Origin of the sequence: Streptomyces sp. CB09001, assembly GCF_003369795.1 — a bacterium.
In the GTDB taxonomy this organism is placed as follows: domain Bacteria; phylum Actinomycetota; class Actinomycetes; order Streptomycetales; family Streptomycetaceae; genus Streptomyces.
The window spans coordinates 3,727,591-3,752,434 of the sequence record NZ_CP026730.1 but is presented as its reverse complement, the minus strand read 5'-3'; the positions used below and the strand labels follow the sequence as shown (position 1 = coordinate 3,752,434).

The window sequence follows — 24,844 nt, the reverse complement described above, 5'->3', positions numbered from 1 at the left end:
GTTCTGCCTCGACCGACGCCCCACGATCCGCCTCGTGAGGTGGACAGGCCCTGAAGAAGCGCGCCAAGGCAGCACCGGTCTCAGTTCTGGTCTCATACATATCCGTCCAGGGGTGTTCGGACGTGGCAAGGCTGGAAGCTCCGCCGCAGGTCAGGACACCCACGGCCCCCGCCGGACCCCCGTACGAACATTTGGAAAGCGTGTTGGGGGCAACCTCTCACGAGTTCGAATCTCGTATCCTCCGCCAGTGCCTCACCGGGCACGAAGTCGAAGGGCCCCACCGTTCGCGGTGGGGCCCTTCGACGTGCCTCGGTCTTCGTTGTCCTGGAGAAGCTGGTTCCGGAATCGATCGTCGTCGAGCGAGTATGACCGGCGCCCCCCTGGGCACGGTTCCGGGGCGCTGTCTCAGCCGAGTCGGTTCTTGTGGATCCTGCCTCCCTTGACGACGAGCGCCAGGTTCTTTGCGCTCGATGGATTTCACGCCCGCCGCCACCGCGGGGCGCGTCCCTTCGGGGGTGAAGACGGGCACGGACACGTACATGCTCCAGTCGGCGGCGGCCTCGACGGCGGCCAGCAGCTCGTCGGCGGCGAACTGGATCGAGTCCAGCGGGTCGTAGACGGAGTACACGGAGGTGACACTGCCACCGGCCATCGGCTTGATCTGGCTGGCGCCGCGCAGAGCCGCGGCAGCGGGAGTGAGTCGCGTTGCCTCCTGAAGGGTGGATTTTCGCCCGTTCGCGCGCGCATTCACCCGGTTGATCCTCTGACCATCCGGTTTTTCCGGGTATGGAGCGGATTGGACTGTTCCGACGTTCCAATGAAGGAGGGCCGATGGCCGAACGCATTGTTCATCGACGCGGCTACCGAAAAGGCATCGGCGGTGAGATGTGCGCCGAGTTTCTGGGGACGTTCGTCCTGATTCTCTTCGGCGTCGGTTCGGTGGCCGTCGCGGTCGCCGGGCTGCCGGGCTCGGGCCGGCAGGCCGTGGAGTTCGGGGCCGCCAACTGGCTCATCATCGCGTGGGGATGGGGCCTCGCCGTCGTGTTCGGCGTCTACGTGGCCGGCGGCATCAGCGGTGCGCACCTCAACCCGGCGGTGACCCTCGGGTTCGCGGTACGGCGGGACTTCCCCTGGCGGAAGGTCCTGCCCTACTGGCTCGCCCAGGTCGTGGGCGCCTTCGTCGCCGCCGCGCTCGTGTACGCCTGCTACCGGTGGGCGATCGACGCGGCCATCACCAAGGCGGGCGAGACACGGGAGACGTCCCTGAACACGTACTCGATCTTCGCCACGTTCCCCGCGGAGTACTTCGGCGACTCCTGGTGGGGCCCCCTGCTCGACCAGATCGTGGGCACCGGGATCCTGCTGCTGCTGATCTGCGCGCTCATCGACACGCGCAACACGGCCCCGATGTCCAATCTCCACCCGTTCCTCATCGGGCTCGTGGTCGTCGCGATCGGCCTAGCCTTCGGTACCAACGCCGGATACGCGATCAACCCGGCCCGCGACTTCGGACCCCGCCTGTTCACCTTCTTCGAAGGATGGGGCGACATCGCCCTGCCAGGCACCTTCCAGTGGTTCAGCGGCTACTGGTGGATCCCTATCGTCGGGCCGCTCATCGGCGGGGTGGTCGGGGTCCTCGTGTACGACCTGCTCATCAGCCCGGTGCTCAAGGCCAGGCTGACCGCGCGCGAGGAGGGACCGGCCACCGAGGAACCCTCCTGACCGAGGAGCCCTAGCGGTCGGCGACGTCCTCGCGGAGTCCGTCGGAGAACTCCCACCACGACAGCGGAAGCCAGTCACCGTTGACGAAGGCGTCGACGGTGGCGCCGCGGCCGCGGACGGTGACCGTCGTGCCGGGCGGGTAGGTGGTGCCGGAGAGACCCGGCACGGGAACCAGCAGAGTTCCCAGTCGTTGCGCTGACACCCTGTGGCCTCCTTTCACGGTGCGGTGTGCGGCAGGCGTCTCGTTCGCCCGAGATTCCTGAGATTCCCGAGATTACCGACTTGCCCCGTCCCGTCGACCGGAGAACCATGAGAGATGGGTCACGGAAATGCGTGCGCGGACGGAGGTCACGACCATGAAGGCTGTCGTCTACAAGGGACCGTTCACTGTCGCGGTCGAAGACGTCGCGAAGCCGGACATCCAGCATCCGAACGACGTGATCGTGCGCGTCACGTCGACCGCGATCTGCGGCTCGGACCTGCACATGTACGAGGGGCGCACGGCGGCGGAGCCCGGCATCGTCTTCGGCCACGAGAACATGGGGATCGTCGATCAGGTCGGCCAGGGCGTCACGGGACTGAAGGAGGGCGACCGGGTGGTCATGCCCTTCAACGTCGCCTGCGGCTTCTGCACCAACTGCGCCGCCGGGTACACGGGTTACTGCACCACCGTCAATCCCGGCTTCGCGGGCGGCGCCTACGGCTATGTGTCCATGGGCCCCTGGCAGGGCGGCCAGGCCGAGTACCTGCGGGTCCCGTACGCCGACTTCAACTGCCTGAAACTACCCGAGGGCGACGCGCACGAGACCGACTTCATCCTGCTCGCCGACATCTTCCCCACCGGCTACCACGGCTGTGAACTCGCCGGTGTCCGTCCCGGCGAGAGCGTCGCGGTGTACGGGGCGGGTCCCGTCGGGCTGATGGCGGCCTACTCGGCGCTGCTGCGCGGCGCGAAGAAGGTCTTCGTCGTCGACCGCGTCCCGGAGCGGCTGGGGAAGGCCGAGGAGATCGGAGCGGTGCCCGTCGACTTCTCCGCGGGCGACCCGGTCGAGCAGATCAGGGAGCAGACCGACGGCGTCGGCACGGACAAGGGCGTGGACGCCGTCGGCTACCAGGCGACGGCGGGCGGGACCGGCAAGGAGGAACCGGCGACCGTCCTGAACTCGCTGGTCAACACGGTCAGGCCCACCGGAGCCCTGGGCGTTCCCGGGCTCTACGTCCCGGCCGACCCGGGCGGTCCGGACGAGCAGGCCAAGCAGGGCATGCTCCTCGTGGCGATCGGCAAGCTCTTCGAGAAGGGCCTGCGGGTGGGGACGGGTCAGTGCAACGTGAAGCGCTACAACCGCCAGCTGCGAGACATGATCATCGAGGGCAGGGCGAAGCCCAGCTTCGTCGTCTCCCACGAACTTCCCCTGGACCAGGCTCCGTCCGGGTACGACAAGTTCGACAAGCGGATCGAGGGCTACACGAAGGTGGTCCTGCACCCCTAGCCGCGCGGAAGCGGGCGCGGACGCAGGCGCAGCCGGAACCACAGCGCCACGCACACCGCCAGGGGGACGAAGCCGGACGGCGACCGGTGAGGGTCTGCGACTGCCGTGCCCCGGCAATCCGTCCGTCGTCGTCTACCGCTCCACCCGTATCCGCCGGGTCTCGCTCACCTGGTCGATCTCCGACACCCGGACCGTCGCCTTCATCGCCCAGGTGCCCGGGAGGGGCAGGGTGACGGTGTTGGCGCTCCAGTAGCCGCCCCGGTCGACCAGGTCCGCCTCGATGGGGCCGACGTCCTTGTCGGGGAGCGTGAAGGAGAGGCGCAGTTCGGGTACGGCGGCCAGGCTGCCGTCAGGGCCGAAGACGACGGCCTGGACGGCGTTGTCGCCGGTGCGGCCGGGGTCCAGGGTGATCTGGACCGTGCCGCGGCCCGAGGCGCCGATCTCGAACGGGATCGTGGTGACCGACGCGGGCAGCACCCCGCCCGCCGGTACGGCCGCCCGCGCCGCGTCGTCCGCCGCACGGCCGGGCACGGTGGCGGTGAGCACGGTCGTGATCCCCAGCACGACGGCCGCGACCACGGCCTCGACGAGGACGGACCGGTACAGCCCGCGCCGGAGGGCGGGCTCGGTCCCGGTGCCGGCATCCGGCGGGCGCGGTGGCCGCGGTGACTCCGGGGGTGGGCCGCCCGCCGGTTGCGGTACCCGCCCGTACGCGCGGTCGGGCTCGCGTACGGCGGCGGGCTCCGTCACCAGCGCCGTCGTCCATCTCCGGGACACCGCCGCCGCGGCCAGCAGGACGGCCACCAGGAGCACCTTGACCAGCAGCAGCCTGCCGTACGTCGTGCCGGTGAGCGCCTGCCAGGAGCCAAGGCCGCGCCAGGACTGGTAGACGCCGGTGGTCACCAGGACGGTCACGGAGGCGAAGGCGACGCGGGAGAAACGGGCGACGGTGGCGGCGTCCGTGGTGGCGCGCAGGGTGAGGATCAGGGCGGTGAGGCCGCCCAGCCAGACCGCGGTGGCGAGCAGGTGCAGGGTGAAGGACGTCATCGCGAGGGGCACCTGGACACCGGCGGAGGCGTGTTCCGCGGCGGCCCAGGTCAGGGCGAGGCCGAGGGCCAGGGCGATGCCCACCGCGCCGGCGCGGGTAGTGCGCTCCCCCCGCCGGTCCGCGCGGGCCACCCGGACGAGGAAGAGCGCGACCGGGGCCAGCAGCGCCAGCCTGATCAGCAGCAGCACGCCGGGGCGCGCGGTGAGGGTGTCGGCGAGCGCGTCGGCGTCCAGGGCCGACGACGGGCCCGTACCCGCCTCGTACGGGGCGCGCAGCATCAGCAGGGCGACGGTGGCCGCCAGCAGGGTCCACCAGCCCGCCACCAGCGGGCGGCGCAACGGTGCCGGGTCCGGCGGGCGGCACAGGGCGACGAAGGCGGCGGTACCGATGAGCAGGGCGGCGGCGAGGTAGGCGAGATAGCGGGCGAGTTTGTGGAGGGTCGCGGTCAGCGGGTCCTCGGTGGGGCCCGCGTCCACGGGTGCGGACGTCTGCGACGGCTTGCCCACGGAGAAGGTGAACGCGCCCGACACCGGGTGGCTGTCGGCGGACACCACCCGCCAGGCCACGGTGTACGTGCCCTTCCCCAGTCCGTCCGGCAGCGCGACCCTGGCCGTGTCGGACCGGCCGTCCGCGTGCCCGGCCGCCCCGGTGCGGACGCGGTGACCGCCCGGGTCCAGGACGCGGAAGGAGTCGTCGCGCAGGCCGACGGACTCGCTGAAGGTCAGGGTGACGTGGCCGGGGGCCCGCTGAAGGACCGTTCCGTCGGCGGGGTCGGTGGAACCGAGGGCGGCGTGGGCGGACGCCGGCCCGGCGCCACCGAGGAGGAGCAGGACCAGCATGGGGCCCAGCAGCACCAGCCACCGGAGTCTCCGGGGGGCCCGGCTGGGCCGGCGGTGCCGGATGACCTGGCGGTCGGGACTGCTCCGACCGGCCCTGCGGTCCCGACGGTCCCACTGGAGCCGACGGCGGTCCCGGCCGGCCTGGAGGTCCCGGCCGGCCCGACGGACTCGGCTGGTCCGACTGACCCGGCGGTCCCGATCGGCTCGGAGGTCCCGACGGTCCGGCCGGAGCCGACGGCGGTCCCGGCCGGCCTGGCGGTCTCGGCTGGTCCTGCTGGTCCGGCTGGCCTGGCTGGCCCGATCGGCCTGGCGGTTCTGACCGGCTGGGAAGTCCCGGCGGTTGCGCCGGAGTCTGCGGTTCCGGCCGGCTTGGCCGTCCCCGCAGTGCCGGGAGGTGTTTCCGTCTCCTCGGCCCCGGTGGTCCCAGCGCTCTGGCCGGTCCCGTCCTCCCCCTCTCCCCCGGCGTCCAGCGTGCGCATCGTCACCACACCTCACGTCGCATCTCCGTCGTCGGGGCCCACTGCCTCGGGGATACGTACGGACGCGGAGGCCGTCCCGCTCAGCGGGTCGCCCGGCGGCTCCTCACCACGACGGGCGCGCCGTCACCCCGCCGTCCACCACGAGGTCGTGACCCGTCACCCAGGACGCCAGCCGCGAGGCCAGGAACACGCACGCGTCCCCCACGTCCTCCGGGCGCCCGAGCCGACCCGTGGGCGCCGCCCGCCGCCACCGCCGTACGCCCTCCGGCCACGCCTCGGAGAGTCCCTCCCGGTCGACGAGGCCGGGTGAGACGGAGTTCACCCGCACGCCCCACGGGCCGTACTCCAGCGCCGCCGACCGGGCGTGCATCACCACCGCCGCCTTCGATGCGCCGTAGTGCGCGTGCGCGGGAGCGGGGGCGCCCGCCTCGATGGAGGCGATGTGGGTGACCGTGCCGCCGCCGTCCTGGGCCCGCATGACGTCGGCCGCGGCCTGCGTGCACGCGAAGACGCCGGTGACGTTGGTGTCCACCACCGCCCGCCACTCGGTCGCCGTCATGCCCGGCAGTTCCCGCAGCGGCTGCACGCCCGCGTTGTTGACCAGCGCGTCGAGCCGTCCGCCGCCCCAGTCGGCGGCCTCCCCGACCAGGCGCCGGCAGGCGTCCTCGTCGGTGAGGTCGGCGCGCAGGACGGTGGCGCGTCCGCCCCGGTCGCGGATGCGTTCCGCCACCTCCCGCGCCGACGCCACCGCCGTACGGCAGTGCACCGCCACCGCCGCGCCCTCCTCGGCGAAGCGCAGCGCGATGCCCCGGCCGATGCCGCCGCCCGCGCCGGTGACCAGGGCAACCTGACCGTCGAGGAGGTGTGCGGAAGGGGGCGAGGGCGTCATGGGCGGCACAGTGCCACGATCCTCGCCGCCTCGGCCGGGTAGCGCGCCGTGAGATCGGCGGCGTCGCCGTGCTCGTAGTCCCCGTAGGTGAAGCCGGGTGCCATCGTGCAGCCGAAGAGCGACCACGCGCCGTCCGCTGCCACCCGGCCGCCCATCCACGTGCCGGCGGGCACCGTGTACTGCACGTGCTGCCCGCCCAGGACGTCCGGTCCCAGCACGGCCGTGCGCGCGCTGCCGTCCGGGGCGAGGAGGAGCAGTTCGAGGGGGTCGCCGAGGTAGAAGTGCCAGACCTCGTCGGCGGGCAGGCGGTGCAGCGCGGAGAAGTCGCCCGGCCGGGCGGTGAGCAGGGCGACGATGGCGGACCCGGCGGGGCGTCCGTCCGGGCGCTCGGGGCCTGCCCAGGTGCGCCGGAACAGTCCGCCCTCGCGCGGAATGGGCTCCAGTGCGTAGTGCGCGATCAGGTCCTCGGCGGTCGGTGTCGGCGCGGGAGTCACGCGCCGAACGCTACCTCCCGCCGCAGGAAAGCCAGTTGCGCCTTCTTCTCCGGCAGGTACACCTCCGGCAGGTCCACCTCGGGCAGCACCACCGCCGGACCCGCGGTGAAGCCCTGCTTGAGGAAGCGGGCGATCGCCTTCTCGTTGGCCACGTCCGGGTCGACCACGATCCGCGTCCGGTCCAGGCCCAGCAGCACGTACGCCATGAGGGCGCCCGACAGCGCGGCGGTCCAGCCGGGGCGCGCGCCCTCGGTTCCGGCGGGGGCGAGGAGCAGGTGGACGCCGATGTCGCCCGGCTCGGCGGCGTAGCACTCGCTCACCCGGTCGGCCGCGGGGTCGTAGGTCTGGAACAGGGCGGCCGGCGCGTCGTCCTGCACGACCAGGAAGGCGTGGTGGGTGTCGAGGGTGTCCATGTGGGCGTACACGGCGGCGACCTGGTCGCGCGTCAGGTTGGTCATGCCCCAGAAGGCGGCCCGTTCCTCGCCGACCCAGCCGTGGACCACCGCGGCGTCCGCGGCGGGGTCCAGGGGGAGGACGCGGACGGTGCCGAAGCCGTCGAGGTGCTGCTCGTGGACCGGGGTACGGGAGGCGTACGGGGTCGCGGGTGTGTCAGTCATCGGATTCCTTCGTGAGCCGGTCGAAGTCGGTCACGACCGGGGCGAGTTCCCCGCCGAGCCACAGGGGCTGCTGGTCGCGGTGGTGGGGTGAGCCGGGGAGGCCCGAGGCGCCGTGCGGCACCACCCAGCGGCTGTTCGCGCGGTCGGCCAGGTCCCAGACGTACCGCGCGGCCGGACCGCGGGCGGCGCGGTCGGTGAGGCCGGGCACCGGGGACGTGCACAGGACGCAGTCGTGGTCCCCGGAGAGGCCGGGCTCGTCCGTGGCGGTGGCGGCGTCCGGCAGCGCCCGCCAGGGGGCCAGGCGGTGGGTGTCGCCCCAGGTACCGGCGGGTGGGGCCGCGGCGACCTCCTCCAGCGCGGCGCGGACGGTCGCGGCGCGGTCGATGCCGTACAGGTCCTCCGCGCGCAGCAGGTGTTCCAGGGCGTGGCCGAGTCGCGGCACGAGCGCGAGCCACGGCAGGAGCACCTCGGGGTAGGCGGGCGGCACGGACGCCCGGGCGAGGGCCGGGTGCGCCGCGAGTCCGCGTACGACCGCTGCGCGCACGGCCGCGTACGCCGCCGCGTCGGTGCTGTCGGCGTCCATGCGCCGGTCCCAGGCGAGGATGCGGTCGCGCAGGGCGGCGGCCTCGGGGGTGAGGGGGGTCGGTGGGGCCTCGGAGGGCGCGGCGGTCGGTGCGGCTTCGGCGGTCGGCGCGGCCTCCGCGGTCGGTGCGGCATCCGAGGTCGGCGTGGCTTCGGCGGTCGGTGCGGCTTCGGAAGGCAGGGCCGCGAGGTGCTTCAGGAGGGGGGCGGCCGAGCCCAGGTGGGTGTCCGTGTGGATCGCGGGCATGTCCGCCGCCGACCAGTGCTCCTTGCCCGCGAGCAGCGCGGTGATGCGGTCGGCGCGGTGCGGCGGGGCGAACTCGACGCCCAGGGGCGTGGCCGGGCCGCGCTGGTTGGCCATCACCGCGACGCCGTCGGTGAGGCCGGCGCGGGGCGGGGTGTGCCAGCCGGTCCACTCGTGGCCGGGCTCCCAGGCGGGGACCGGACGCAGGCCGTTCTCGGCGGAACGCACGGGGACGCGGCCCGCGACCCGGTGCAGCAGGCCGCCCTCCGTGTCGGCGGCCTGCACCACGTTGACCGGCTCGGTCCACGCGTCCAGGGCGCGGTCCACGTCGGCGACCCGGCGGGCCCGCAGCAGCGGCAGCAGCGCGCCGAAGCCGAGGTCCGCGGTGACGCGGGGCGGGTGGCGCAGGCTGAGGGCGGCCGGGGTGCCGTCGTCGAGGCCCTCGGGGCCGCCCGCGATCACCGGGCCGCGGTCGGTCTCGATGATCTCGACCTCCACGGTGTCCTCCCCGGCGACGTCGATGCGTTCCGTGTGGCGGGCGGCGCGGTGCCAGGTGCCGTCGGGGCCCAGCGCCTCGACTCCGGCGCCGGTGCGGCGCAGGCGCTCGCGGTACAGGTCCTGGTAGTCGGCCATCGCGTTGGTGATGGCCCAGGCGACCGTGCCGGTGTGGCCGAAGTGGGCGACTCCGGGGATGCCGGGCACGGCGAGGCCCACGACGTCGAACTCCGGGCAGGACAGGTGGATCTGCTGGTAGACGCCGGGGTCCTCGATGAAGCGGTGCGGGTCGCCCGCGATCAGTGCGTGTCCGGTCGTGGTCCGCCCGCCGCTCACCAGCCAGCCGTTGCTGCCCGCGGTGCCGGGGCCGTCGGCGGCGAACAGGGCGACGGCTTCCGGGCCGAGGTGCGTGGAGACGTGCTCGCGCCAGAGTTTGGCGGGGAAGCCCGCGAAGAGGATGTGCGTGGCGAGCCAGACGCCGAGCGGGGTCCAGGGGTCCCAGCGGCCCGGAGTGAGGCCGGTGCGGGCGAACTCGGGGGCCGGGTGGCCGGTCTCGGTGAGTCCTTCGTTCACGCCGTCCACGTACGCCCGCACCCAGGCCGCCGTCTCCGGGTCCTTCTGCTCCAGGGCGGTGAAGCAGCGGCGTGCGGTGTCCGCGAGGCGGGCGCGGCGGGCGAGGCGGTCCCAGGAGAGGGCCTCGGGTCCGAGGAAGGAAGCGGAGGTGCCCTGGGCGCGGTGCCGCTCGACCTCCAGCTGCCAGGCGCGGTCGCGGGCGGTGACCCGGCCCTGGGCGCGGGCGAGTTCGTGCGGGGTGTCCGCGCGCAGGTGCGGGATTCCCCAGGCGTCGCGGTAGGTCTCGGCGCTCACCCCTGTGCCTCTACTTTCCATTAGGTTAGGCTCACCTAAGTTATGACTGTCGTGGCCGAATAGTACGTGAAGGGTGAAGGAACATGGGGCAGGGGCGGGGCTGGGAGGGCGCGGTCCTCAAGCTGATGCGCGCGAAGGACTTCGAGTTCACCGTGACGGGCGTGGAGGACGTGACCCCGCACTACCGGCGGCTTCGCCTGAGCGACGGCGGCATGCTGGCGGCGACCGGGGTCCACCCCACGATGTGGGTACGGCTGTGGTTCGACAACGCGGGCAGGCCGCACCAGCGGGGGTACACGCTGGTCGAGCCGGATCCGGCGGCCGGGACCTTCGCCCTGGAGTTCGCCCTGCACGAGGGGTGCGCCAGCGACTGGGCGCGGGCGGCGAAGCCGGGGGACACCATCGAGGCGACGGTCCAGGGCACCGGGTTCGAGGTGCCGCGGCCCCTTCCCTCCCGTGTCCTCGCGGTCGCGGACCCGGCGTCCCTGCCGGCGCTCAACTCCCTGCTCGACGCGTTCGAGTCGGTGCCGGCGACCGTCTGGTTCGAGGGCGGCACGGACGACGGCCTGCCCTTCCGCACCGATCCCGGGCGGCACGAGGTCCGGGCGGTTGCGCGGCGGGACGCGGGGGCGCATCTGGTGGCGCGCGTGAAGGAGGAACTGCCTGAGCTGCTGCGGGACGTCTCGGAGCCGTTCGTGTGGATCGCCTGCGACACGGCGACGACGCGGGCGCTCTCGTCGTACGTCCGCAAGGAGCTGGGGTTGCCGAAGCAGCGGGTGAACGCGCTGGGGTACTGGCGCGCGACCTGAGCCCGTACGCGCGATCATCGAGACCATGGACGTCACACTTCACCTCGCCCAGGACCCCGAGGCCGACGAACTCCTCGGGCGCAGCCCGCTCGCCGCGCTGGTCGGCATGCTGCTCGACCAGCAAGTGCCCATGGAGTGGGCGTTCAAGGGGCCCTCGACCATCGCCCGGCGCATGGGAGCGGAGGACCTCGACGCGCACGACATCGCCTCGTACGACCCCGAGGGGTTCGCCGCGCTGCTGTCCGGCAAACCGGCCGTTCATCGCTACCCCGGCTCGATGGCCGGGCGGGTGCAGCAGCTGTGCCGGTACCTCGTCGAGACGTACGACGGTGACGCCGAGGCCGTCTGGCGGGGGGTGAACACCGGCAAGGAGCTGCTGAAGCGGCTCCAGGAACTGCCGGGGTTCGGCAAGCAGAAGGCCCAGATCTTCCTCGCGCTGCTCGGCAAGCAGCTCGGCGTCCGTCCCGAGGGGTGGCGCGAGGCGGCGGGGGCGTATGGAGAGCCCGACTCCTTCCGGTCGGTCGCGGACATCAGGGGGCCGGAGTCCCTGACCAAGGTGCGCGCGCACAAGCAGGAGATGAAGGCGGCGGCCAAGGCGGCGAAGGCCTCCGGCACGTAGGCGTGGGGTGGGGTGGGGTGGGTGCCTGCGGCGCCTGTGCGGGTGTGGTGGGGGTGCGCGTTGCGCCGTTTGTCCGGTGGGTGGGTCGGGGCCGCGCCGGGGGGTGTCCGTCCTCGGAACGGCGCGGAATCGGTCGGCCACAGAAGCGAACTCCGTTGACGCGCCAACCGCTGCGGGCGGACACCCCCCGACACGACCCCTTCTCGCCGTACGCGACTGCCGCCGCCAACGCTCCGGTTCCGCTCCTCGCCGTACGCGGCTGACCGTCCGCCCACCCTCCGGCGCCCCACCCCGCCGTACGCGGCTCTCCCGCCGCGTCGCCTCCCGCCCCACGCCGCCGCAGCTGCGGGCAAATCGTGCCGCTGGGGCGGCACGGGTGGGCGGTGGGGGTAGCTCCCAGGCCGTTCAGGCACTGGGGGAGGCACCCCGCAACGCCGGGCCGCGCTCCCCTCGCGCCCGCACATCAGCCCCGTGGCCCAACCCAGGTGGCACCCGTGTCGGGCCTGCTCCCAGCATGGGGCATGACAGAACCACCTAGCGGGTCCCCCGGCGGGACGCCGTACGACGACCGCGGGGTGCACGCCCGGCACGGGACGACGCACGGCCCGGCCCTCGGACGACAGGAGCCCGAGCCCGAGCCGCCCTTCGAGGGGCCGTTGCACCTCCTGTCCCGCGCCGCCTGGCAGACCGTGCTGTTCACCGGCGTCGCCTCGCTGATCCTGGGCATCCTGGTCCTGGTCTGGCCCGGCGCCTCACTCCTCGCCGCCGGCGTGCTCTTCGGCCTCTACCTCGTCATCAGCGGCGTCCTCCAACTGGCCGCCGCGTTCGGTACGCACCGCAGGACCTCGCTGCGGGTGCTGGCCTTCATCAGCGGCGCCGTGTCGATCCTGCTGGGTCTGTTCTGCTTCCGCGGACCCCTGCAGTCGGTGCTTCTCCTCGCCCTGTGGATCGGCATCGGCTGGCTGTTCCGCGGCGTCACCCAGATCGTGGCCGCCGCACACGACCCGACGATGCCGGCGCGCGGCTGGCAGATCTTCCTCGGCGCCGTCACCGTGGTCGCCGGCATCGTCCTGATCGACTCGCCGGTCGAGTCGGCCACCGTCCTCATGCTGGTCGGCGGCTGGTGGCTGGTCGTCGTCGGCGTCGTCGAGATCGTGACGTCCGTGCGGCTGCGCGGACGGGCGCACCAGGTCCCCCGCGCCCTGTGAGCGGCGCCCCGCCTACGCCGAGCGGGCGGTTCTCGTCCCCGGTGCGATGGACGGCGTACGCCTGGCGGGGACACGACTGAGGTGAGACCCGCACCGCACGCCGCCGTCCGCCGTGACGCCTGTCTGCGGGCCCTGGTCCTGTTGCTCGTCCTGCTCGTGCCCTGCACGCATGTGGCCGTCCAGGCGGCACCGGTCGTGCCGGTGGCCGCCGCCGCGGGGGAGTACGACCATCTCGACACCGTCCTGAGGATTCCGGGGCGAAGCGGCCGGCGGGTCGTTGTGGTTCGGCCGGTTCCGCCGGCCTTCGTGGCGGGGCGCCGGGCCCACCTCCGGTTCGACGCCCGTACCGACCGGGCCGCCGTCCTCCCCCGCGGCCCGCGCTCCGTGGTTCTGCGCTGCTGACCGCGCCGGACCGGCCCGACCGCCGGTCCCCCGCGAACCCGACACGCGAACCAGGAACGAGGACTCGACATGCCCAACGACCCCTACGCCGTCCTGCGCGCCCTCCTGCGCGCCGAGGCGGCCCGCCGTGCGCCCAGGCCCGGCACCGCGCAGCAGTCGGCCGGCGAACAGCAGCGGCCCGCACGGGAACGGCGGCGCGGCTGACGGAAGGGCCGGGGCGGCGGGGCGTGACCCGTCCCGCGGTCACCGATCTCGGGGAGGGCCAGCCGATTGATCCGGTTTGCGGCGTCTTTTCCGGCGCCGCACTCCGGCGCCATGGCTGCGCCCGCAACGCCGGGGCCGGTAGGCTTTCCGTGTGATCTTCAAGCGCATCGGAAACGGCCGGCCGTACCCCGACCACGGCCGGGAAAGCACCCGGCAGTGGGCGGACGTCGCGCCGCGCCCGGTCCGCCTCGATCAGCTCGTGACGACCAAGGGCCAGCTCGACCTGGAGACGCTCCTGGCCGAGGACTCCACTTTCTACGGGGATCTCTTCGCGCACGTCGTGAAGTGGCAGGGCGATCTGTATCTGGAGGACGGTCTGCACCGGGCGGTGCGGGCCGCGCTGCAGCAGCGTCAGGTGCTGCACGCCCGGGTTCTCGAGCTCGGCTGACCGGGCCGGCGGCGCTTCCGGTTGACCCTTTCGGGTTGCCTTGCGTCGAACCTCGGAACGTCGACTGATCATCTAATAGGCATCCCTGCTCCGGCGCACTACGCTGCGCCCATGAGCATGCTGACTCCTCCCGGCATGGGTGGCCAGTACAAGATCACGGGGGACAAGTACCCGCGGATGCGCCCGGCCCGGCGACGTGGCCGGTTGGCGGTCGTCGCCGTCGCCTGCGTCACCGTTCTCGGAGTGCTGGGCTGGGGCACGTTGCAGCTCATCGACGTCTTCACCGGCGGCGACAAGGCCTCGGCGGCCGGTGCCGCGGGCTGTGCCACCACCGCGAGGGCGAGCGCCTCGCCGGCCGCCGTGGTGCTGCCGAAGCCCGGTCAGGTCACCGTCAACGTGCTCAACGCGACGACCCGCAGCGGCCTGGCGCAGAAGACCGCCGACGAGCTGAAGAAGCGCGGCTTCCGCGTGGGCGACGTGAGCAACGCGCCCAAGGAGTACGACAAGAAGGTCGCCGGCACGGGCCTGCTGCTCGGGCCGACCGCCTCCCTGAAGACGTCGCTCACCGTGCTCGGCACCCAGCTCCCCGGCGCCGAGCACCGCACCGACGCGGCCCGCAAGGGCGCCGCCCTCGACCTGATCATCGGCAACGGCTTCAAGGGGCTGGCGAAGCCCGCGGACGCCGACACGGCGCTGGCCGAGCTGGCCGCGCCGCGGTCGACGCCCGCTGCGGAGAAGAAGGGCTGCTGAGCGGGTCCGGAACGGTCCAGGACTTCCCGGACCGCTATTCGGCCGCTCCGTACATGCGGTCGCCCGCGTCGCCGAGGCCCGGGACGATGTAGCCCTGCTCGTTGAGCCGCTCGTCGACCGAGGCCGTCACGACCGTCACCGGGGTGCCGGCCAGCTCGCGCTCCATCAGTTCGACGCCCTCGGGGGCGGCGAGCAGCACCACCGCCGTCACGTCGTCGGCGCCGCGCCTGATCAGCTCCCTGATGGACGCGACCAGGGTGCCGCCGGTGGCCAGCATGGGGTCCAGGACGTACACCTGACGCCCGGACAGGTCGTCCGGCATGCGCGTGGCGTACGTGGAGGCCTGGAGCGTCTCCTCGTTGCGCACCATGCCGAGGAAGCCCACCTCGGCGGTCGGCAGCAGCCGGACCATGCCGTCGAGCATGCCGAGACCGGCCCGCAGGATCGGCACCACCAGCGGGCGCGGGTGGGAGAGCTTGACGCCGGTGGTCCGGGAGACCGGCGTGTGGATGTCGACCTGTTCGGTGCGGACGTCGCGCGTGGCCTCGTAGGCGAGCAGGGTGACCAGCTCGTCGGCGAGACGGCGGAAGGTCGCGGAGTCGGTGCGCTGGTCGCGCAGCGTGGTGAGCTTGTGGGCGACCAGGGGGTGGTCGACGACGTGGAGACGCATGTCCACCACATTAACCGGGCCCCGTGGGGGCGGCGTCCCCGCGGCGGGCAAGGCCCGGGGCGGGGCTCCACTCGTTCGCGGGCGTCAAACCGCCCGGTCGGGGGAAGGTGGGAGGGACGGACGCTGGGTGGTGAGACTGTGCCTGACCGGGACTTCCACAACACGCCGTCCCCCGGCGCGGAACGGGGTGCGGGACGCGGGGTCGAGCCGAGTGCGGTGCCGCGGGGGGAACAGGAGCGGGAGCGTGAGGCCGAGCGGCGCCGGCGCCGGGCCCAGTTCCTGCGTGATCTGGCGGAGGCCCGGCAGTTGCGGGACCGCGTGCAGCCGCGCCGCGCCAAGACCGCCCGGCTGCGGCACGCGATGCGCATGCGCACGTTCCGCTGGTAGCACCTTCCGGCGGTCCAGGCTCCCGGAGAACTTCCTGACCCGGCCGGGGAAGATCGTGCGCCGCGCCGACGTTGGTCGTGACGGACGTACGCGGGGACCGCGAGAATCCGCGTACGATCCGCACGTGGCGGCGACGAGGGCGCTGCTGGACGGCTGCCCGGGTGCGCACCTTCCGGGACGCCGGTCGAAACAGCCGGACACAGGGCGCCGAAGACGTCCCCTGAGTGCCTTGTTTCTGCCACGATTCCGAGTGGGTGGGGCTCGGAGCACCGCTCCCCCGCCCGTAGCCTCCGCCGGGGGGATCCCCAACCGGCACGCCTAGGACCAGTGGGAGAGTCACGGTGTACTTCGCCGCACTGCTCGCGCGCACCGAAGACGGGTGGGAAGCGAGCGACACAGAGCTCGACGATGTGGAAACCCTGTCGGATCTTGCCGACCTGGCCCGGGAGGCCTCTCCCGACGAGGACACGGTGCTCGTGCTGATCGAGCAGGAGGACGCGTGGTTCGGAGTCGTCCGGGTGGACGGCGAGGAGGACCCCCGTATCTATGTGTCGGACGCCGCCGCGGCCGCCCGCAGCAGCTACGGCGAGATCCTGCTCACCGACGAGCTGCTCGGCCGCGAGCCGGGTGACGACGGTGACGACCTCGACGCCCTCGACCTCGATGGCACCGAGGACGGCGAGTCCGACGACGACGAGGACGAGGACGGCGGCGGCGGCTCCGACGCGGCCGCCGGGTCGGGCGAGGCCGTGCCGCACGGGCCGGTCGGCGACGCCGAGGTCCTCGACGACCTCGGCGTGAGCGAGAAGGAGCTGCGCTCGATGTCGGGGGACGCGGTCGGGGAGATCGCCGAGGCGCTGGGCGCGCTGGACGTACTGGAGACCGTCCGCTGACCGCGCCGGCCGAGGAGGATCCCGAGGGGGCACCGCCCGATCCGGTGCGCGACCGGTGGCGGGCCGCGATGCGGCTCGCCCTGGCCGGGGCCGGTCGGGCCGCGGCGGGCGGGGACGTGCCCGTCGGCGCCGTCGTGCTGGCGCCGGACGGCCGCACCGTGCTCTCCGCCGGGCACAACGAACGCGAGGCCACCGGGGATCCGACGGCCCACGCCGAGGTCCTCGCGATCCGGCGGGCCGCGGGGGAGCTGGGCGAGTGGCGGCTGTCGGGGTGCACGCTGGTCGTCACCCTGGAGCCCTGCACGATGTGCGCGGGCGCGCTCGTCCAGTCCCGCGTGGACCGCGTGGTCTACGGCGCCCGCGACGACAAGGCGGGCGCGGCCGGATCCCTGTGGGACGTCGTGCGCGACCGGCGACTCAACCACCGTCCCGAGGTGATCGAGGGCGTGCTCGCGGACGACTGCGCGCGGCTGCTCACGGACTTCTTCCGCGACCGCTGACCCGGTCCGGACGGGGTGCCGGAACCACTGCCCGTACGGCCGTTCGTCGGCCGCAATACCGATTTCTGGGCACGCCGCTCCGTGCTGTAAGGTCTCTCTCGGTAGCGTGTCCGAGCGGCCGAAGGAGCTCGCCTCGAAAGCGAGTGTGGCGCAAGTCACCGAGGGTTCAAATCCCTCCGCTACCGCAGGTAGACGAAGGGTCCGGCTCATCGAGCCGGACCCTTCGCGCATCTCCGTCTCGGTTTTCGTCTCAGTTGGCCGGTACGAGCGCCCCGGCGGCCCCGTCGTCGTCCTCGCCGGGTCCCCTTGTTTCCGGTTTCCAGATGAGCCCGTCAACCTGTCGGGCCACGTCCACCCGAACGGTGTCGACCATGTGTTGATACCGGGCGGCCATCGCCGTTGTCGACCACCCCATGAGCCCCATGACGGCCCGTTCCGAGACTCCGAGAATCAGCAGTACCGTGGCGGCGGTGTGCCGGGCGTCGTGCAGACGGCCGTCCCTCACCTTGGCGGCGGCCAGCAGATCCTTCCAGTCGTCGTAGTCGGTGCGGGGCGGGGTGCCACGCCCGTCCGGGGTGGCGAACAGCCATCCCTCATCCGCCCACTTCTCCCCCACCGCTGTACGTTCGGCGTCCTGCTTCGCTCGGTGGACCCGGAGCAGGTCAACGAGCTGAGCGGGCAGACCGACCGACCGCCGACCCGCGCGGGACTTCGTGTCGGCCGTCTCCGGGTTGGTCCGTTGGCGCTGCGGGCAGTACCCCGCCTTTCGGCCGCACGTGTCGCCGCATCCGTGGGCGTATCGCGGACGGCGCCGACTACGGCGGACCATCAGGACCCCGCGTTCCATGTCCACGTCTGCCCACTTGAGCCCCAACGCCTCGCCCTGGCGCAGGCCGAGGGCGAGGGCGACGGCCCAGCGAGCAGAATTGCGCCGGTCGTCGGCGGCCCGCAGTAGCCGCTTGACCTCCTCGACGGTGAACGGCTCGATCTCCTCCTCGCTGACGCGGGGGGCCTTGGCGAGCTGCACCGGATTGCGGGTGAGGTGGCCACGCCGGACCGCCTCGTTGAGCGCAGTGCGGAAGGTGCGGTGGATCTGGTGAATCGTGCCCGCGCGTCGGCCGTCCGTCTGCATCCGCCCATAAAAGCGCTCGATGTGCTCCGGCCCAAGCTTGTCGAGACGGTGAGCCCCGAGCGCAGGAATGAGGTGCTTCCGCACGGCGACGCCGTACCCGACCATCGTGTTCTCGTTGACGGCGAGCGGGGCGATGGTCTCGACCCAGTGGGTCAGCCACGCCTCAACCGTCCAGGTGCGGCCCGCCTTGCGTACCGCTCCACCGTCGCGCTGCTTCTCCAGCTCACGGACCGCCGCCGTGACCTCTGCTCGGGTCTTGCGTTCGACGTGGCGGCGGTCGGGTCGGCCGTCGTCACGGATTCCCACGGTGACGCGTCCGTGCCACTTGCCGTCTTTGCCCTGGTAGATGGAGGAACGGCCGTTGGGCTGTCGGGTGCGCTTCTTGTCTTCCGCCACGGGCGGACTCCTTCGAGTTGGGGTGAAAGCGACCGGGACACCACCCGGTGAGGTGGTGTCCCGGTTCGGGGCGAGATCAGGCGGCGCGCTGTTCGGCGCGGCGGCGTGCGAGGTAGGCGGCCGGGGCGTCGGCTGGGACGCGTCGGAGTCCGCCGATGGTCAGGGACTCCAGCTCTCCGGTGCGGATGAGGGCGAAGCAGGTCGTGCGACCGATGCGGAGGCAACGGGCGGCCTCTTCGACGGTCAGTAGCACGGGGGTCGGGTCGCCAGACTCAGCGAGCGGTGCGATGTCCACGGTGGCGATGCTCATGGAACGGTCTCCTCTGGGACTGTCCGGCGATGGCGGAGCCGGTATCGGGAGTTCGCGCCTGTCCGAAGTTCGGATTTCTGCGTCATTGCGTCATCAGCGTCATGCGCGCTTGTGACCTGCGTATTTGCATGACGCAGAGGTTTGGGCTGCGTCATGGCATGACGCAGATGACGCAGCCATGACGCAGGGGTGGCCGTCTGCGTCATGGCTGTAGCCGCAGGTCGGGGGCCGTCTTCCCGTCTGCATGACGCAGATGACGCAGGGTTTCCCCTCTTAGGAAAAAAGAGGGGGTGTCTGTGGTGGTTCGGTGCGACTCAGCGCGTGAAGAAGGAGCCGCTTCGCGGCACGTCTTGCGCAGGGCGGCGCCGCCGCCGAACAGCAAGAGGAGCACGCCTCGCCGCGCGTGGTGCTCCTCTTGCTTGTCCAGTGATCACCAGCGCGGTCAAAACATCCGCTTTGCCTCGTGGGACAGCGCCGCTTGTTGGCGGGTCATTTCGAGGTAGCGGCCTTCCATGGTGCGGCCCGAGTCGATGACGACGCCCCGGGCGGCGAGAGTGGGCTGTAGCCGCTTGAGCCGGTCGGAGAGCACCTTGCCGGTAGTCGGCCAGCCTTTGGGCAGGGGCCGGAAGTCCTCGCCGGTGTAGAGCTGGCTGAGGCAGTGCAGCCACTCGGTGGACGTCATCCGCTGCGCTGCGCCCGGCTCGATGGTGTCGGCGTGCCGGAGGACGGTTTGTGCCAACAGGTCGCCCTCGATCACGTCGTCATTGAGGTCGTCCAGGCTGGCCCGGTAGGCGGCCAGGGCCCCGAGACCGGTCGCGGCGTCGAGCTGCGCGCACAGGTGCGCGAAGTCCGCCATCCGCAGGTCGGTCGGGGTCTCCGCCTCAGCCGCCCGCACCTTCACCGTGAGGTCCAGGAGCGAGCCGAGGACCACAGGCAGCACTTCCGCGTACTCCGCCCACAGCTCCGCCTCAGTGCGCCGGACCTTCGGCCGTTCCAGTCGGAGCGGCAGGAGGCGTTCGGCGAGGTCGGGACGGATGACGCCCACGTCGATGCCGGTCAGGAGCAGGGGGCGGCGGTAGCGGGCGCGGAACACGTCGCCGTCGGTGAAGAGAGCGCGCTTGACGCTCTCCGCGCCGGTGACGATGCAGCACATGGCGTCGGACAGGTCCGGGGTCATGTGGGAGAGGTTGTCCAGGGCCGTGACCCATCCGGCCGCCACCGCCGCGATCAGGTTCTCTTCATCCTTCGGTGCCCGACGCAGGTCTCCGGTCATGCCCTCGATGATCCGCACGAGCATCCGGCCGCCGGTGGACTTGCCGGCACCCTGCGGACCGGTCAGGAACGGTGCCGGGACGGGCACGGACGGTCCGAGACAGCCGATCAGCCACGCGATGGCCAGGCACTCTGTCTCGGCGGTGGCGAAGTTGCACAGCCTGAGCAGGAGATCGATGCCCTTGCCGTCGGTGTCCTTGACCGGCACCGGAAGCTCCCCGGTGAGCTGCGTGCGCCGCCAGCACACCTCACGCGGGTCCGGGATGGCGATGTCCCACCCGGTGGGGTGGATACGCACGGACTGTCCGTCGCCCCGTCCCAGGTCCAGCCACGTCGCGCCGTCGAATCCCGGGGCGACGCGGATGTGCACGGGCTGCACGTCCTCGGTCAGCGCCAGGGCCTCGATCAGGTCCAGCGCTTCCTTGAGCGCAGTGCCGTTGAACACGCCCTGCCCGTCGCGGAAGAGGCCGACCATGAGTTCCTGCCGGTGGCTTCCGGTGGTGCCCTGGGAGCGGATCGGGCGGGCCACCGGATGGCCGTTGCGCTGCGCGTACACGGTCCCGTCGGCAGTGCGGAAGTACCGGAAGTGCGCCTGTGCGTAGTCGGTGATGATCTCACGTGCCGGGGTCTTCTCGTCCTCGGACATGTCACAGTCCCAACGTGGTGCGGGCGTTGGTCCACGCGTCCGTGCAGTGCCGAGGGGTCTCGCCCTTGGCCTGCGCTGCGGTGAACAGCCGGGCGACGTGGGTGTCGGTGAGGCAGCCGCACCGGCCGTGCCGGGACAGCACGGCGAGGAACGTCCGGTACACGGTCGCGTGGACCGCGCTGGACGCCTCCGTGATGCCCTGCACGGCCATGGCGACGCCCCGTTCCAGGAACGCGGGCGTGCGGTGCGGGCACTCCCCCTGCCCGCCCCTCAGGGGCCCTGGGAGCGTCTGTGCCGCCCTGGGGGCGGGGGACGGCTCCTTTACTGCCAGGGCGCGCACAGCGTCCGGGAGAGCGGCGATGGTGCCGGTGCCGGATCCGAGCCAACGGGCGTAAGCCATGGTCGACTTGATGTCGACGCCGGGTCGGACCGCGTTCACGGACCGCATGGCGCCCTGGTAGATCCAGTGTTCGCCTCGCGTCGTCGGCACGCTCCGGGTGGTGGGCAGTGCGGTGCGGGCCCAGGTGATGGCGTCGGCGTCGTCCAGGTCGACGACGGTCAGTCCGGCGCCGCCGGGGTGGTAGGCGACGCACACCGCCTGCCGCCATGCCGCCGCCCACGGCGGGGAGACGATGGCGGCGGGGTCGGTGGTGGCGGCGGCCCATCCGTGGCAGGGGGCCGCACACTGGCACGGGCCCGGGGTCTTCATGTTCGGCCGTCCGCCGCACGCGTTGTCCGCGCACGCGGTGCAGTTGCCGAACGGGACCTTGCCCCGGCGCAGGGGCAGCACGGGCACGCCGGACGCGGCGAGACTCAGCGCCGCGTGCTGCGGAGAGAGCGTGGGTTGCGTCATGCTGGGGTATCTCCAGTTCCTTGATGGGTTCTGGCTGGCAAGGGCGGCCCCGTCTTCATTGGCGTGAGGGGGGCCGCCCTTGGCGTAGCTAGAAGGGCGGTTCGTCGCTGTAGCCGGTCGGCGGGCGACGCGGCCAGCGCGGCAGGGGCAGGAGGATCACGGCCCACTGCGTCCAGCACGGGCAGGACTCCCACTCGGTGCCCGCGTACTCGCCGGTGTGGTCGCCGTAGTCGTGCGCAATGCCGCCCTCTCCCAAGCAGTCGGGGCAGTCGGGGCGGGGCGTGTCGGTCAGAGCCAGAGCCCGGCGGGGGCAGTGGGTGACCTTGATGCGGAGTCGGAACACGGGTTGGTCTCCTCGGTCGGCCGTAGGGGGCAGGGGATGTCTGCGCGGGGGCAGGTGATCAGGGCCCGCGCGATGTAGAGGCCAGTGGCCGACCAGTAGCCCCACACCACATCCGTGGCCCGATCGAGACAGCCACGGGCATAGGCGAGTTGGACAGTGGCCGGCAGGTCCCGGGGGCTGCGGGGGAAGGCGTCCAGCTCGGCCCGCAGCCACCCGTAGGCGTCCTGGCCGGTGTCGGGGGCGGGGTAGGTGGCGAGCCTGAGCCGGGCGGGTTTGAGCAGCCAGTGCCCGACGTCCATCGGGGGGAGGGGAAGGGCGGGCTTGCGGCGGTCGTTGTCCGGCGGCCGTTCCCTGCCGTTCCACGCGTAGGCGTGCCAGTGGAGCCCGGACATGCGTCCTGCCCCCGGTCAGCCGTGGAATCGGTTGCGCTTGAACACGGCCCTGCGGATGTTCACCGTGGTCCCGCCGCCCTGGTGGCCGCTCGCGCTGAAGAGCTGCACGGCGATCCATCCGCCGAAGATCACGGCGGCCAGGATGACGAGCTGGGTGATGAACGCGGTGAGGGCGGCGATGAACGAGGTGAGCAGCATGAGCCCGCCGCACACCGCGAGGAACCCGGCGCCGCCGAGGGCGACGTTCACGGCCGTCCGGGACACGGCCGGTTTGGCGGCGACCGGTTCGGGCTGGGCGGGGTTGATGGCGTAGCCGGTGACGACGCGGCCGTCGGGCAGGACGATGCTCGCCACCGCCGGGACCGCGTTCGGCTGCACCGGCACGACCGGCGCCGCGACGGGCACGGCGGGCGGGTACGGGGTGGGCTGGTGGACTTCCACGGCCCGTTGTACGGGCACGTGCGGAGCCTGTTCGGGGTACATGCGGAATCCCTTCCGGCCGATGGCCAGGGAGGCAGAGACACCCCCTTCGGGATGCCCTGCAGAGGGGTGTTTCGGGGGTGTGACCTGCGTGCCTCCCTGACTCCCTGAACGATCATTCGTGCAGGTCAGAGCCAGTGAGTCAGGGCAGGGAGGCGGTCAGGGAGTTCTCCCTGCCTCCCTGCCCCGACGTCCGGTCGCTCCCTGCCGTCATTAGGCGGAAGCGGAACCGTCCGTGTCGCGGTTGGCGAGGGCGCGGGCGACGCGGTCGCGGGCGACGCACATGACGCCGTCGGACTTGTACGGGCTGGCGTCGGCGTCGTCGAGGACGCGCTTGAGGTCGAGGAACGACCAGTCGCCGTAGGCGTCCGCGTTCCGTCCGGCGAGCCGCGCCAGCACGTCCTTCGTCCGCACCCGCGGCGCGTCGCCGACGACCGCGGCGATGTCGGCGAGCGGGTCGTGCTCCGCGCTGCGGTCGATGGCGTGCAGGGTGGTGACGCCGTCGCGCAGGGCCTTGGCCCGGTCGGTGATGACCTTCGCGGCGTCGTCGTCGATGTAGTGCGTGCGCACCGTGATGGACGCCTGTCCCGCCGGGATGCTGATGCCATCGGATGCGACGACCAGGGTTCCGCGGTCCAGGCCCGGACGCAGCAGGTTCGGGGCGGCGCCCCCGTCGACGGCCTTGTCCCCCAGGGCCATGCGGGCCTGCGACTCGGTGCCCAGGGCGAGGGAGGCGCGGGTGTGGGCGCCCTCGCGCACGAGCTTGGGCAGGTTCTCGTTGGTCGGATCCTGCGTGCCCTGCCACATCAGCACGTTGACCGCGCGGCCCTGGTTGTGGATCTTGCGGACGGCCGTGAAGTACCGGGAGTCGGCCTTGGCGCCGCCGTAGGGCCGCTTGTCCTTGCCCGTGCCCTTGGCGGGGCACATGAACGCGACCTGCGCTTCGTCGACCAGCACGATCAGCGGAGGGAACACCGTGCCCTTCGGTGCCTGGAGACGCCGGTTCATCTCGTCCACGGCGCCTTCCACCATCTCGGTCACCTGGATCACGTGCTCATCCGTCGGGCCTTGGATCAGCGTGGTGGCGAGGCCGTCGAACATGTTCCAGTCGCCTGCGCCCTTGAGGTCGCCCATGAGGAACTGCACGGACTTGTCCAGGGACAGCCACAGGGCCAGGGAGCGCAGGGCCACGGTCTTGCCCTGGTTCGACAGGCCCGTGATCAACAGGTGGCGCTGATACAGGCTCAGCGCGGCGGCATCCCCGCGCAGGTCCTGGCCCCACGGGGCCTTCCCCTTGGCGTAATCGGCGGTCATCGTGTCGTCGGTGACCAGCGGCGACGGGCCGATCGGCTCGTCCAGCGCGCCCGAGTCGGCGACCCACAGCCGCACCGTCCGCGCCGCCTGCGGGATCGTGATGAACACCTCGTGCTCGTGCCTGGACAGGTTCTCCGCGAGTTTGCGCCGCTTGCCCTGCACCTCGTTCGTGGCCACTCCAGAGGGAAGGGTCACGTCGACCTCGACACCGCATCCGGCGATCCGGATCGGGCCGAGCATGGAGGCGCCAGCGTCGCCCATCTCCTTGATGGCCCGGGCCAGGGCGGGTACGCCGAGGTCGCGCAGGGCCTTGACCACGATGGACGGGGTGATCGGCTCACCCTCGCCCGTCCGGACGTTTGCCGGGAGTGCCCAGTTCGGGGCGGCGTGCTGCTTGCGGCCCACTGACCACAGGGCGAGCAGGGCGAGGAACGGGCCGATCGACAGGGCCGGGCCCCACACGATCTGCACGATGCGGATGAGCAGGGCGATGAAGTCGATCGTTGCCGACAGCGGCGTGATGACGTCGCCGACGTGGCCGGTGCTGATGGCCATGACGACGCCGAGGGCGACCAGGCCACCGATGCTCATGCCGGCGCCGACGGCGACGCCCTTGGCGGCGTCGACCGGGGAGTGGAGGAGGTCCATGCGGCGGTGGTGGCGGGCGGCGCGGAAGCGCTGCAACCGCTCTTCCCACTCCTGCGCCGCTTCCAGGTTCCCCGCGGCTTCGGCCGCGCGGATCATCCGCTCGTACCGGGAGCCGGTGCGGCCGTCCCACGCCCGGCGGGCGACGATCCGGCCGCCGTTGAAGGTGTAGAGGCCGTGCCGGGCCGCCGCCCGGACCGTGGCCCGAGTCGTCTCGTGCGTGACGGCCGTCTTCACGACGCGGCCGGAGCGCACCCACAGCGGCACCGGGCGAGCCGGGGGCGCGTCGGGGACTACGGTCAGCGTGGTCACGTTGTCGGCGGGCGGGTCGGTGGGCTTGTGCAGGTGAACGACGTTCTCAGACATGCGGGAACTGCTCCTGACTGCCCCGACCGGGGCGGGAAG

General features: G+C 72.3%; 28 protein-coding genes and 1 tRNA gene. 14 read left to right on the top strand and 15 right to left on the bottom strand.

Going from position 1 to position 24,844, the window contains the following annotated elements; all coding sequences use genetic code 11:
- Positions 1 to 470: 470 nt before the first annotated feature.
- Together C4J65_RS36105 and C4J65_RS17345 are read left to right on the top strand one after the other, a co-directional pair.
- Positions 471 to 617, top strand: coding sequence for a hypothetical protein (locus tag C4J65_RS36105; RefSeq protein ID WP_162833218.1), 147 nt, complete (start codon positions 471 to 473; stop codon positions 615 to 617).
- Between the two features lie 214 nt (positions 618 to 831).
- The gene (locus tag C4J65_RS17345; protein WP_115743225.1) at positions 832 to 1,722 is read left to right on the top strand and encodes an MIP/aquaporin family protein; all 891 of its coding nucleotides are present in this window, start codon (positions 832 to 834) and stop codon (positions 1,720 to 1,722) included.
- A 10-nt stretch (positions 1,723 to 1,732) separates the two neighbouring features.
- Here C4J65_RS17345 and C4J65_RS17340 read toward each other — a convergent pair whose 3' ends face one another.
- Positions 1,733 to 1,924 (bottom strand): hypothetical protein, encoded by a 192-nt coding sequence (locus C4J65_RS17340; protein WP_115743224.1) that lies wholly within the window; start codon positions 1,922 to 1,924, stop codon positions 1,733 to 1,735.
- A 154-nt stretch (positions 1,925 to 2,078) separates the two neighbouring features.
- Here C4J65_RS17340 and C4J65_RS17335 point away from each other — a divergent pair, with 154 nt between their 5' ends.
- Positions 2,079 to 3,212 (top strand): glutathione-independent formaldehyde dehydrogenase, encoded by a 1,134-nt coding sequence (locus C4J65_RS17335; protein ID WP_115746500.1) that lies wholly within the window; start codon positions 2,079 to 2,081, stop codon positions 3,210 to 3,212.
- 132 nt (positions 3,213 to 3,344) lie between these two features.
- On the opposite strand, the gene C4J65_RS17330 is transcribed toward C4J65_RS17335, so the two are convergent.
- From C4J65_RS17330 to C4J65_RS17305, 5 genes are all read right to left on the bottom strand, one after another.
- Positions 3,345 to 5,114 carry a copper resistance protein CopC gene (locus C4J65_RS17330; RefSeq protein WP_115743223.1) on the bottom strand — a complete coding sequence of 590 codons (1,770 nt, stop codon included), beginning with the start codon at positions 5,112 to 5,114 and terminating at the stop codon, positions 3,345 to 3,347.
- 567 nt (positions 5,115 to 5,681) lie between these two features.
- Positions 5,682 to 6,467 (bottom strand): SDR family oxidoreductase, encoded by a 786-nt coding sequence (locus C4J65_RS17320; RefSeq protein WP_115746499.1) that lies wholly within the window; start codon positions 6,465 to 6,467, stop codon positions 5,682 to 5,684.
- Positions 6,464 to 6,961 carry a cupin domain-containing protein gene (locus C4J65_RS17315; protein WP_115743222.1) on the bottom strand — a complete coding sequence of 166 codons (498 nt, stop codon included), beginning with the start codon at positions 6,959 to 6,961 and terminating at the stop codon, positions 6,464 to 6,466. Before C4J65_RS17315 ends, C4J65_RS17320 begins: the two co-directional genes overlap by 4 nt.
- Positions 6,958 to 7,578 (bottom strand): GNAT family N-acetyltransferase, encoded by a 621-nt coding sequence (locus C4J65_RS17310; protein WP_115743221.1) that lies wholly within the window; start codon positions 7,576 to 7,578, stop codon positions 6,958 to 6,960. The genes C4J65_RS17315 and C4J65_RS17310 overlap by 4 nt, the downstream gene beginning before the upstream one ends.
- Complete coding sequence (locus C4J65_RS17305; RefSeq protein ID WP_115743220.1) at positions 7,571 to 9,766, bottom strand: penicillin acylase family protein; 2,196 nt, start codon at positions 9,764 to 9,766, stop codon at positions 7,571 to 7,573. Before C4J65_RS17305 ends, C4J65_RS17310 begins: the two co-directional genes overlap by 8 nt.
- Positions 9,767 to 9,849: 83 nt before the next feature.
- On the opposite strand from C4J65_RS17305, the gene C4J65_RS17300 reads away from it, so the two are divergent.
- From C4J65_RS17300 to C4J65_RS17270, 7 genes are all read left to right on the top strand, one after another.
- Positions 9,850 to 10,575: a siderophore-interacting protein gene (locus tag C4J65_RS17300; protein ID WP_115743219.1), complete on the top strand. Its 726-nt coding sequence runs from the start codon at positions 9,850 to 9,852 to the stop codon at positions 10,573 to 10,575.
- Positions 10,576 to 10,600: 25 nt separating this feature from the next.
- A complete protein-coding gene (locus C4J65_RS17295; protein WP_115743218.1) occupies positions 10,601 to 11,194 on the top strand; it encodes an HhH-GPD-type base excision DNA repair protein in 594 nt (197 codons plus the stop codon).
- 521 nt (positions 11,195 to 11,715) lie between these two features.
- On the top strand, positions 11,716 to 12,402 hold the full coding sequence (locus C4J65_RS17285) for an HdeD family acid-resistance protein (RefSeq protein WP_115743217.1): 687 nt from the start codon (positions 11,716 to 11,718) through the stop codon (positions 12,400 to 12,402).
- An 81-nt stretch (positions 12,403 to 12,483) separates the two neighbouring features.
- Positions 12,484 to 12,804 carry a hypothetical protein gene (locus C4J65_RS36100; RefSeq protein WP_162833217.1) on the top strand — a complete coding sequence of 107 codons (321 nt, stop codon included), beginning with the start codon at positions 12,484 to 12,486 and terminating at the stop codon, positions 12,802 to 12,804.
- 69 nt (positions 12,805 to 12,873) lie between these two features.
- Positions 12,874 to 13,008, top strand: a complete 135-nt coding sequence (locus C4J65_RS37050; protein ID WP_275898156.1) for a hypothetical protein — start codon at positions 12,874 to 12,876, stop codon at positions 13,006 to 13,008.
- 151 nt (positions 13,009 to 13,159) lie between these two features.
- Positions 13,160 to 13,456 carry a type II toxin-antitoxin system VapB family antitoxin gene (locus C4J65_RS17275; RefSeq protein ID WP_003955420.1) on the top strand — a complete coding sequence of 99 codons (297 nt, stop codon included), beginning with the start codon at positions 13,160 to 13,162 and terminating at the stop codon, positions 13,454 to 13,456.
- 135 nt (positions 13,457 to 13,591) lie between these two features.
- Positions 13,592 to 14,206, top strand: a complete 615-nt coding sequence (locus tag C4J65_RS17270) for a LytR C-terminal domain-containing protein (RefSeq protein WP_115743216.1) — start codon at positions 13,592 to 13,594, stop codon at positions 14,204 to 14,206.
- A gap of 34 nt (positions 14,207 to 14,240) precedes the next feature.
- On the opposite strand, the gene upp is transcribed toward C4J65_RS17270, so the two are convergent.
- Positions 14,241 to 14,876 (bottom strand): uracil phosphoribosyltransferase, encoded by a 636-nt coding sequence (gene upp, locus C4J65_RS17265; RefSeq protein WP_115743215.1) that lies wholly within the window; start codon positions 14,874 to 14,876, stop codon positions 14,241 to 14,243.
- A 138-nt stretch (positions 14,877 to 15,014) separates the two neighbouring features.
- On the opposite strand from upp, the gene C4J65_RS36095 reads away from it, so the two are divergent.
- The 4 genes from C4J65_RS36095 to C4J65_RS17245 all read left to right on the top strand — a co-directional run bounded on the left by C4J65_RS36095 (position 15,015) and on the right by C4J65_RS17245 (position 16,841).
- Positions 15,015 to 15,263 (top strand): hypothetical protein, encoded by a 249-nt coding sequence (locus C4J65_RS36095; RefSeq protein WP_162832945.1) that lies wholly within the window; start codon positions 15,015 to 15,017, stop codon positions 15,261 to 15,263.
- Positions 15,264 to 15,604: 341 nt separating this feature from the next.
- Entirely contained in the window at positions 15,605 to 16,156 is a 552-nt protein-coding gene (locus C4J65_RS17255) for a hypothetical protein (protein ID WP_115743214.1), read from the top strand.
- A 68-nt stretch (positions 16,157 to 16,224) separates the two neighbouring features.
- The gene (gene tadA, locus C4J65_RS17250; protein ID WP_115746498.1) at positions 16,225 to 16,656 is read left to right on the top strand and encodes a tRNA adenosine(34) deaminase TadA; all 432 of its coding nucleotides are present in this window, start codon (positions 16,225 to 16,227) and stop codon (positions 16,654 to 16,656) included.
- 100 nt (positions 16,657 to 16,756) lie between these two features.
- Positions 16,757 to 16,841, top strand: a tRNA-Ser gene (locus tag C4J65_RS17245).
- Between the two features lie 65 nt (positions 16,842 to 16,906).
- Here C4J65_RS17245 and C4J65_RS17240 read toward each other — a convergent pair.
- The 8 genes from C4J65_RS17240 to C4J65_RS17205 all read right to left on the bottom strand — a co-directional run bounded on the left by C4J65_RS17240 (position 16,907) and on the right by C4J65_RS17205 (position 24,805).
- The gene (locus C4J65_RS17240) at positions 16,907 to 18,184 is read right to left on the bottom strand and encodes a tyrosine-type recombinase/integrase (protein WP_115743213.1); all 1,278 of its coding nucleotides are present in this window, start codon (positions 18,182 to 18,184) and stop codon (positions 16,907 to 16,909) included.
- A 76-nt stretch (positions 18,185 to 18,260) separates the two neighbouring features.
- Positions 18,261 to 18,494: a helix-turn-helix domain-containing protein gene (locus tag C4J65_RS17235; RefSeq protein ID WP_115743212.1), complete on the bottom strand. Its 234-nt coding sequence runs from the start codon at positions 18,492 to 18,494 to the stop codon at positions 18,261 to 18,263.
- Between the two features lie 442 nt (positions 18,495 to 18,936).
- Entirely contained in the window at positions 18,937 to 20,412 is a 1,476-nt protein-coding gene (locus C4J65_RS17230; protein WP_115743211.1) for an ATP-binding protein, read from the bottom strand.
- A gap of 1 nt (position 20,413) precedes the next feature.
- Positions 20,414 to 21,265: a bifunctional DNA primase/polymerase gene (locus C4J65_RS17225; RefSeq protein ID WP_115743210.1), complete on the bottom strand. Its 852-nt coding sequence runs from the start codon at positions 21,263 to 21,265 to the stop codon at positions 20,414 to 20,416.
- Between the two features lie 88 nt (positions 21,266 to 21,353).
- Entirely contained in the window at positions 21,354 to 21,608 is a 255-nt protein-coding gene (locus tag C4J65_RS17220) for a hypothetical protein (protein WP_115743209.1), read from the bottom strand.
- A complete protein-coding gene (locus tag C4J65_RS17215; protein ID WP_115743208.1) occupies positions 21,554 to 22,000 on the bottom strand; it encodes a hypothetical protein in 447 nt (148 codons plus the stop codon). The genes C4J65_RS17220 and C4J65_RS17215 overlap by 55 nt, the downstream gene beginning before the upstream one ends.
- A gap of 15 nt (positions 22,001 to 22,015) precedes the next feature.
- Positions 22,016 to 22,483 (bottom strand): hypothetical protein, encoded by a 468-nt coding sequence (locus C4J65_RS17210; RefSeq protein WP_115743207.1) that lies wholly within the window; start codon positions 22,481 to 22,483, stop codon positions 22,016 to 22,018.
- 210 nt (positions 22,484 to 22,693) lie between these two features.
- Entirely contained in the window at positions 22,694 to 24,805 is a 2,112-nt protein-coding gene (locus C4J65_RS17205) for an FtsK/SpoIIIE domain-containing protein (RefSeq protein ID WP_115743206.1), read from the bottom strand.
- Positions 24,806 to 24,844: the final 39 nt, after the last annotated feature.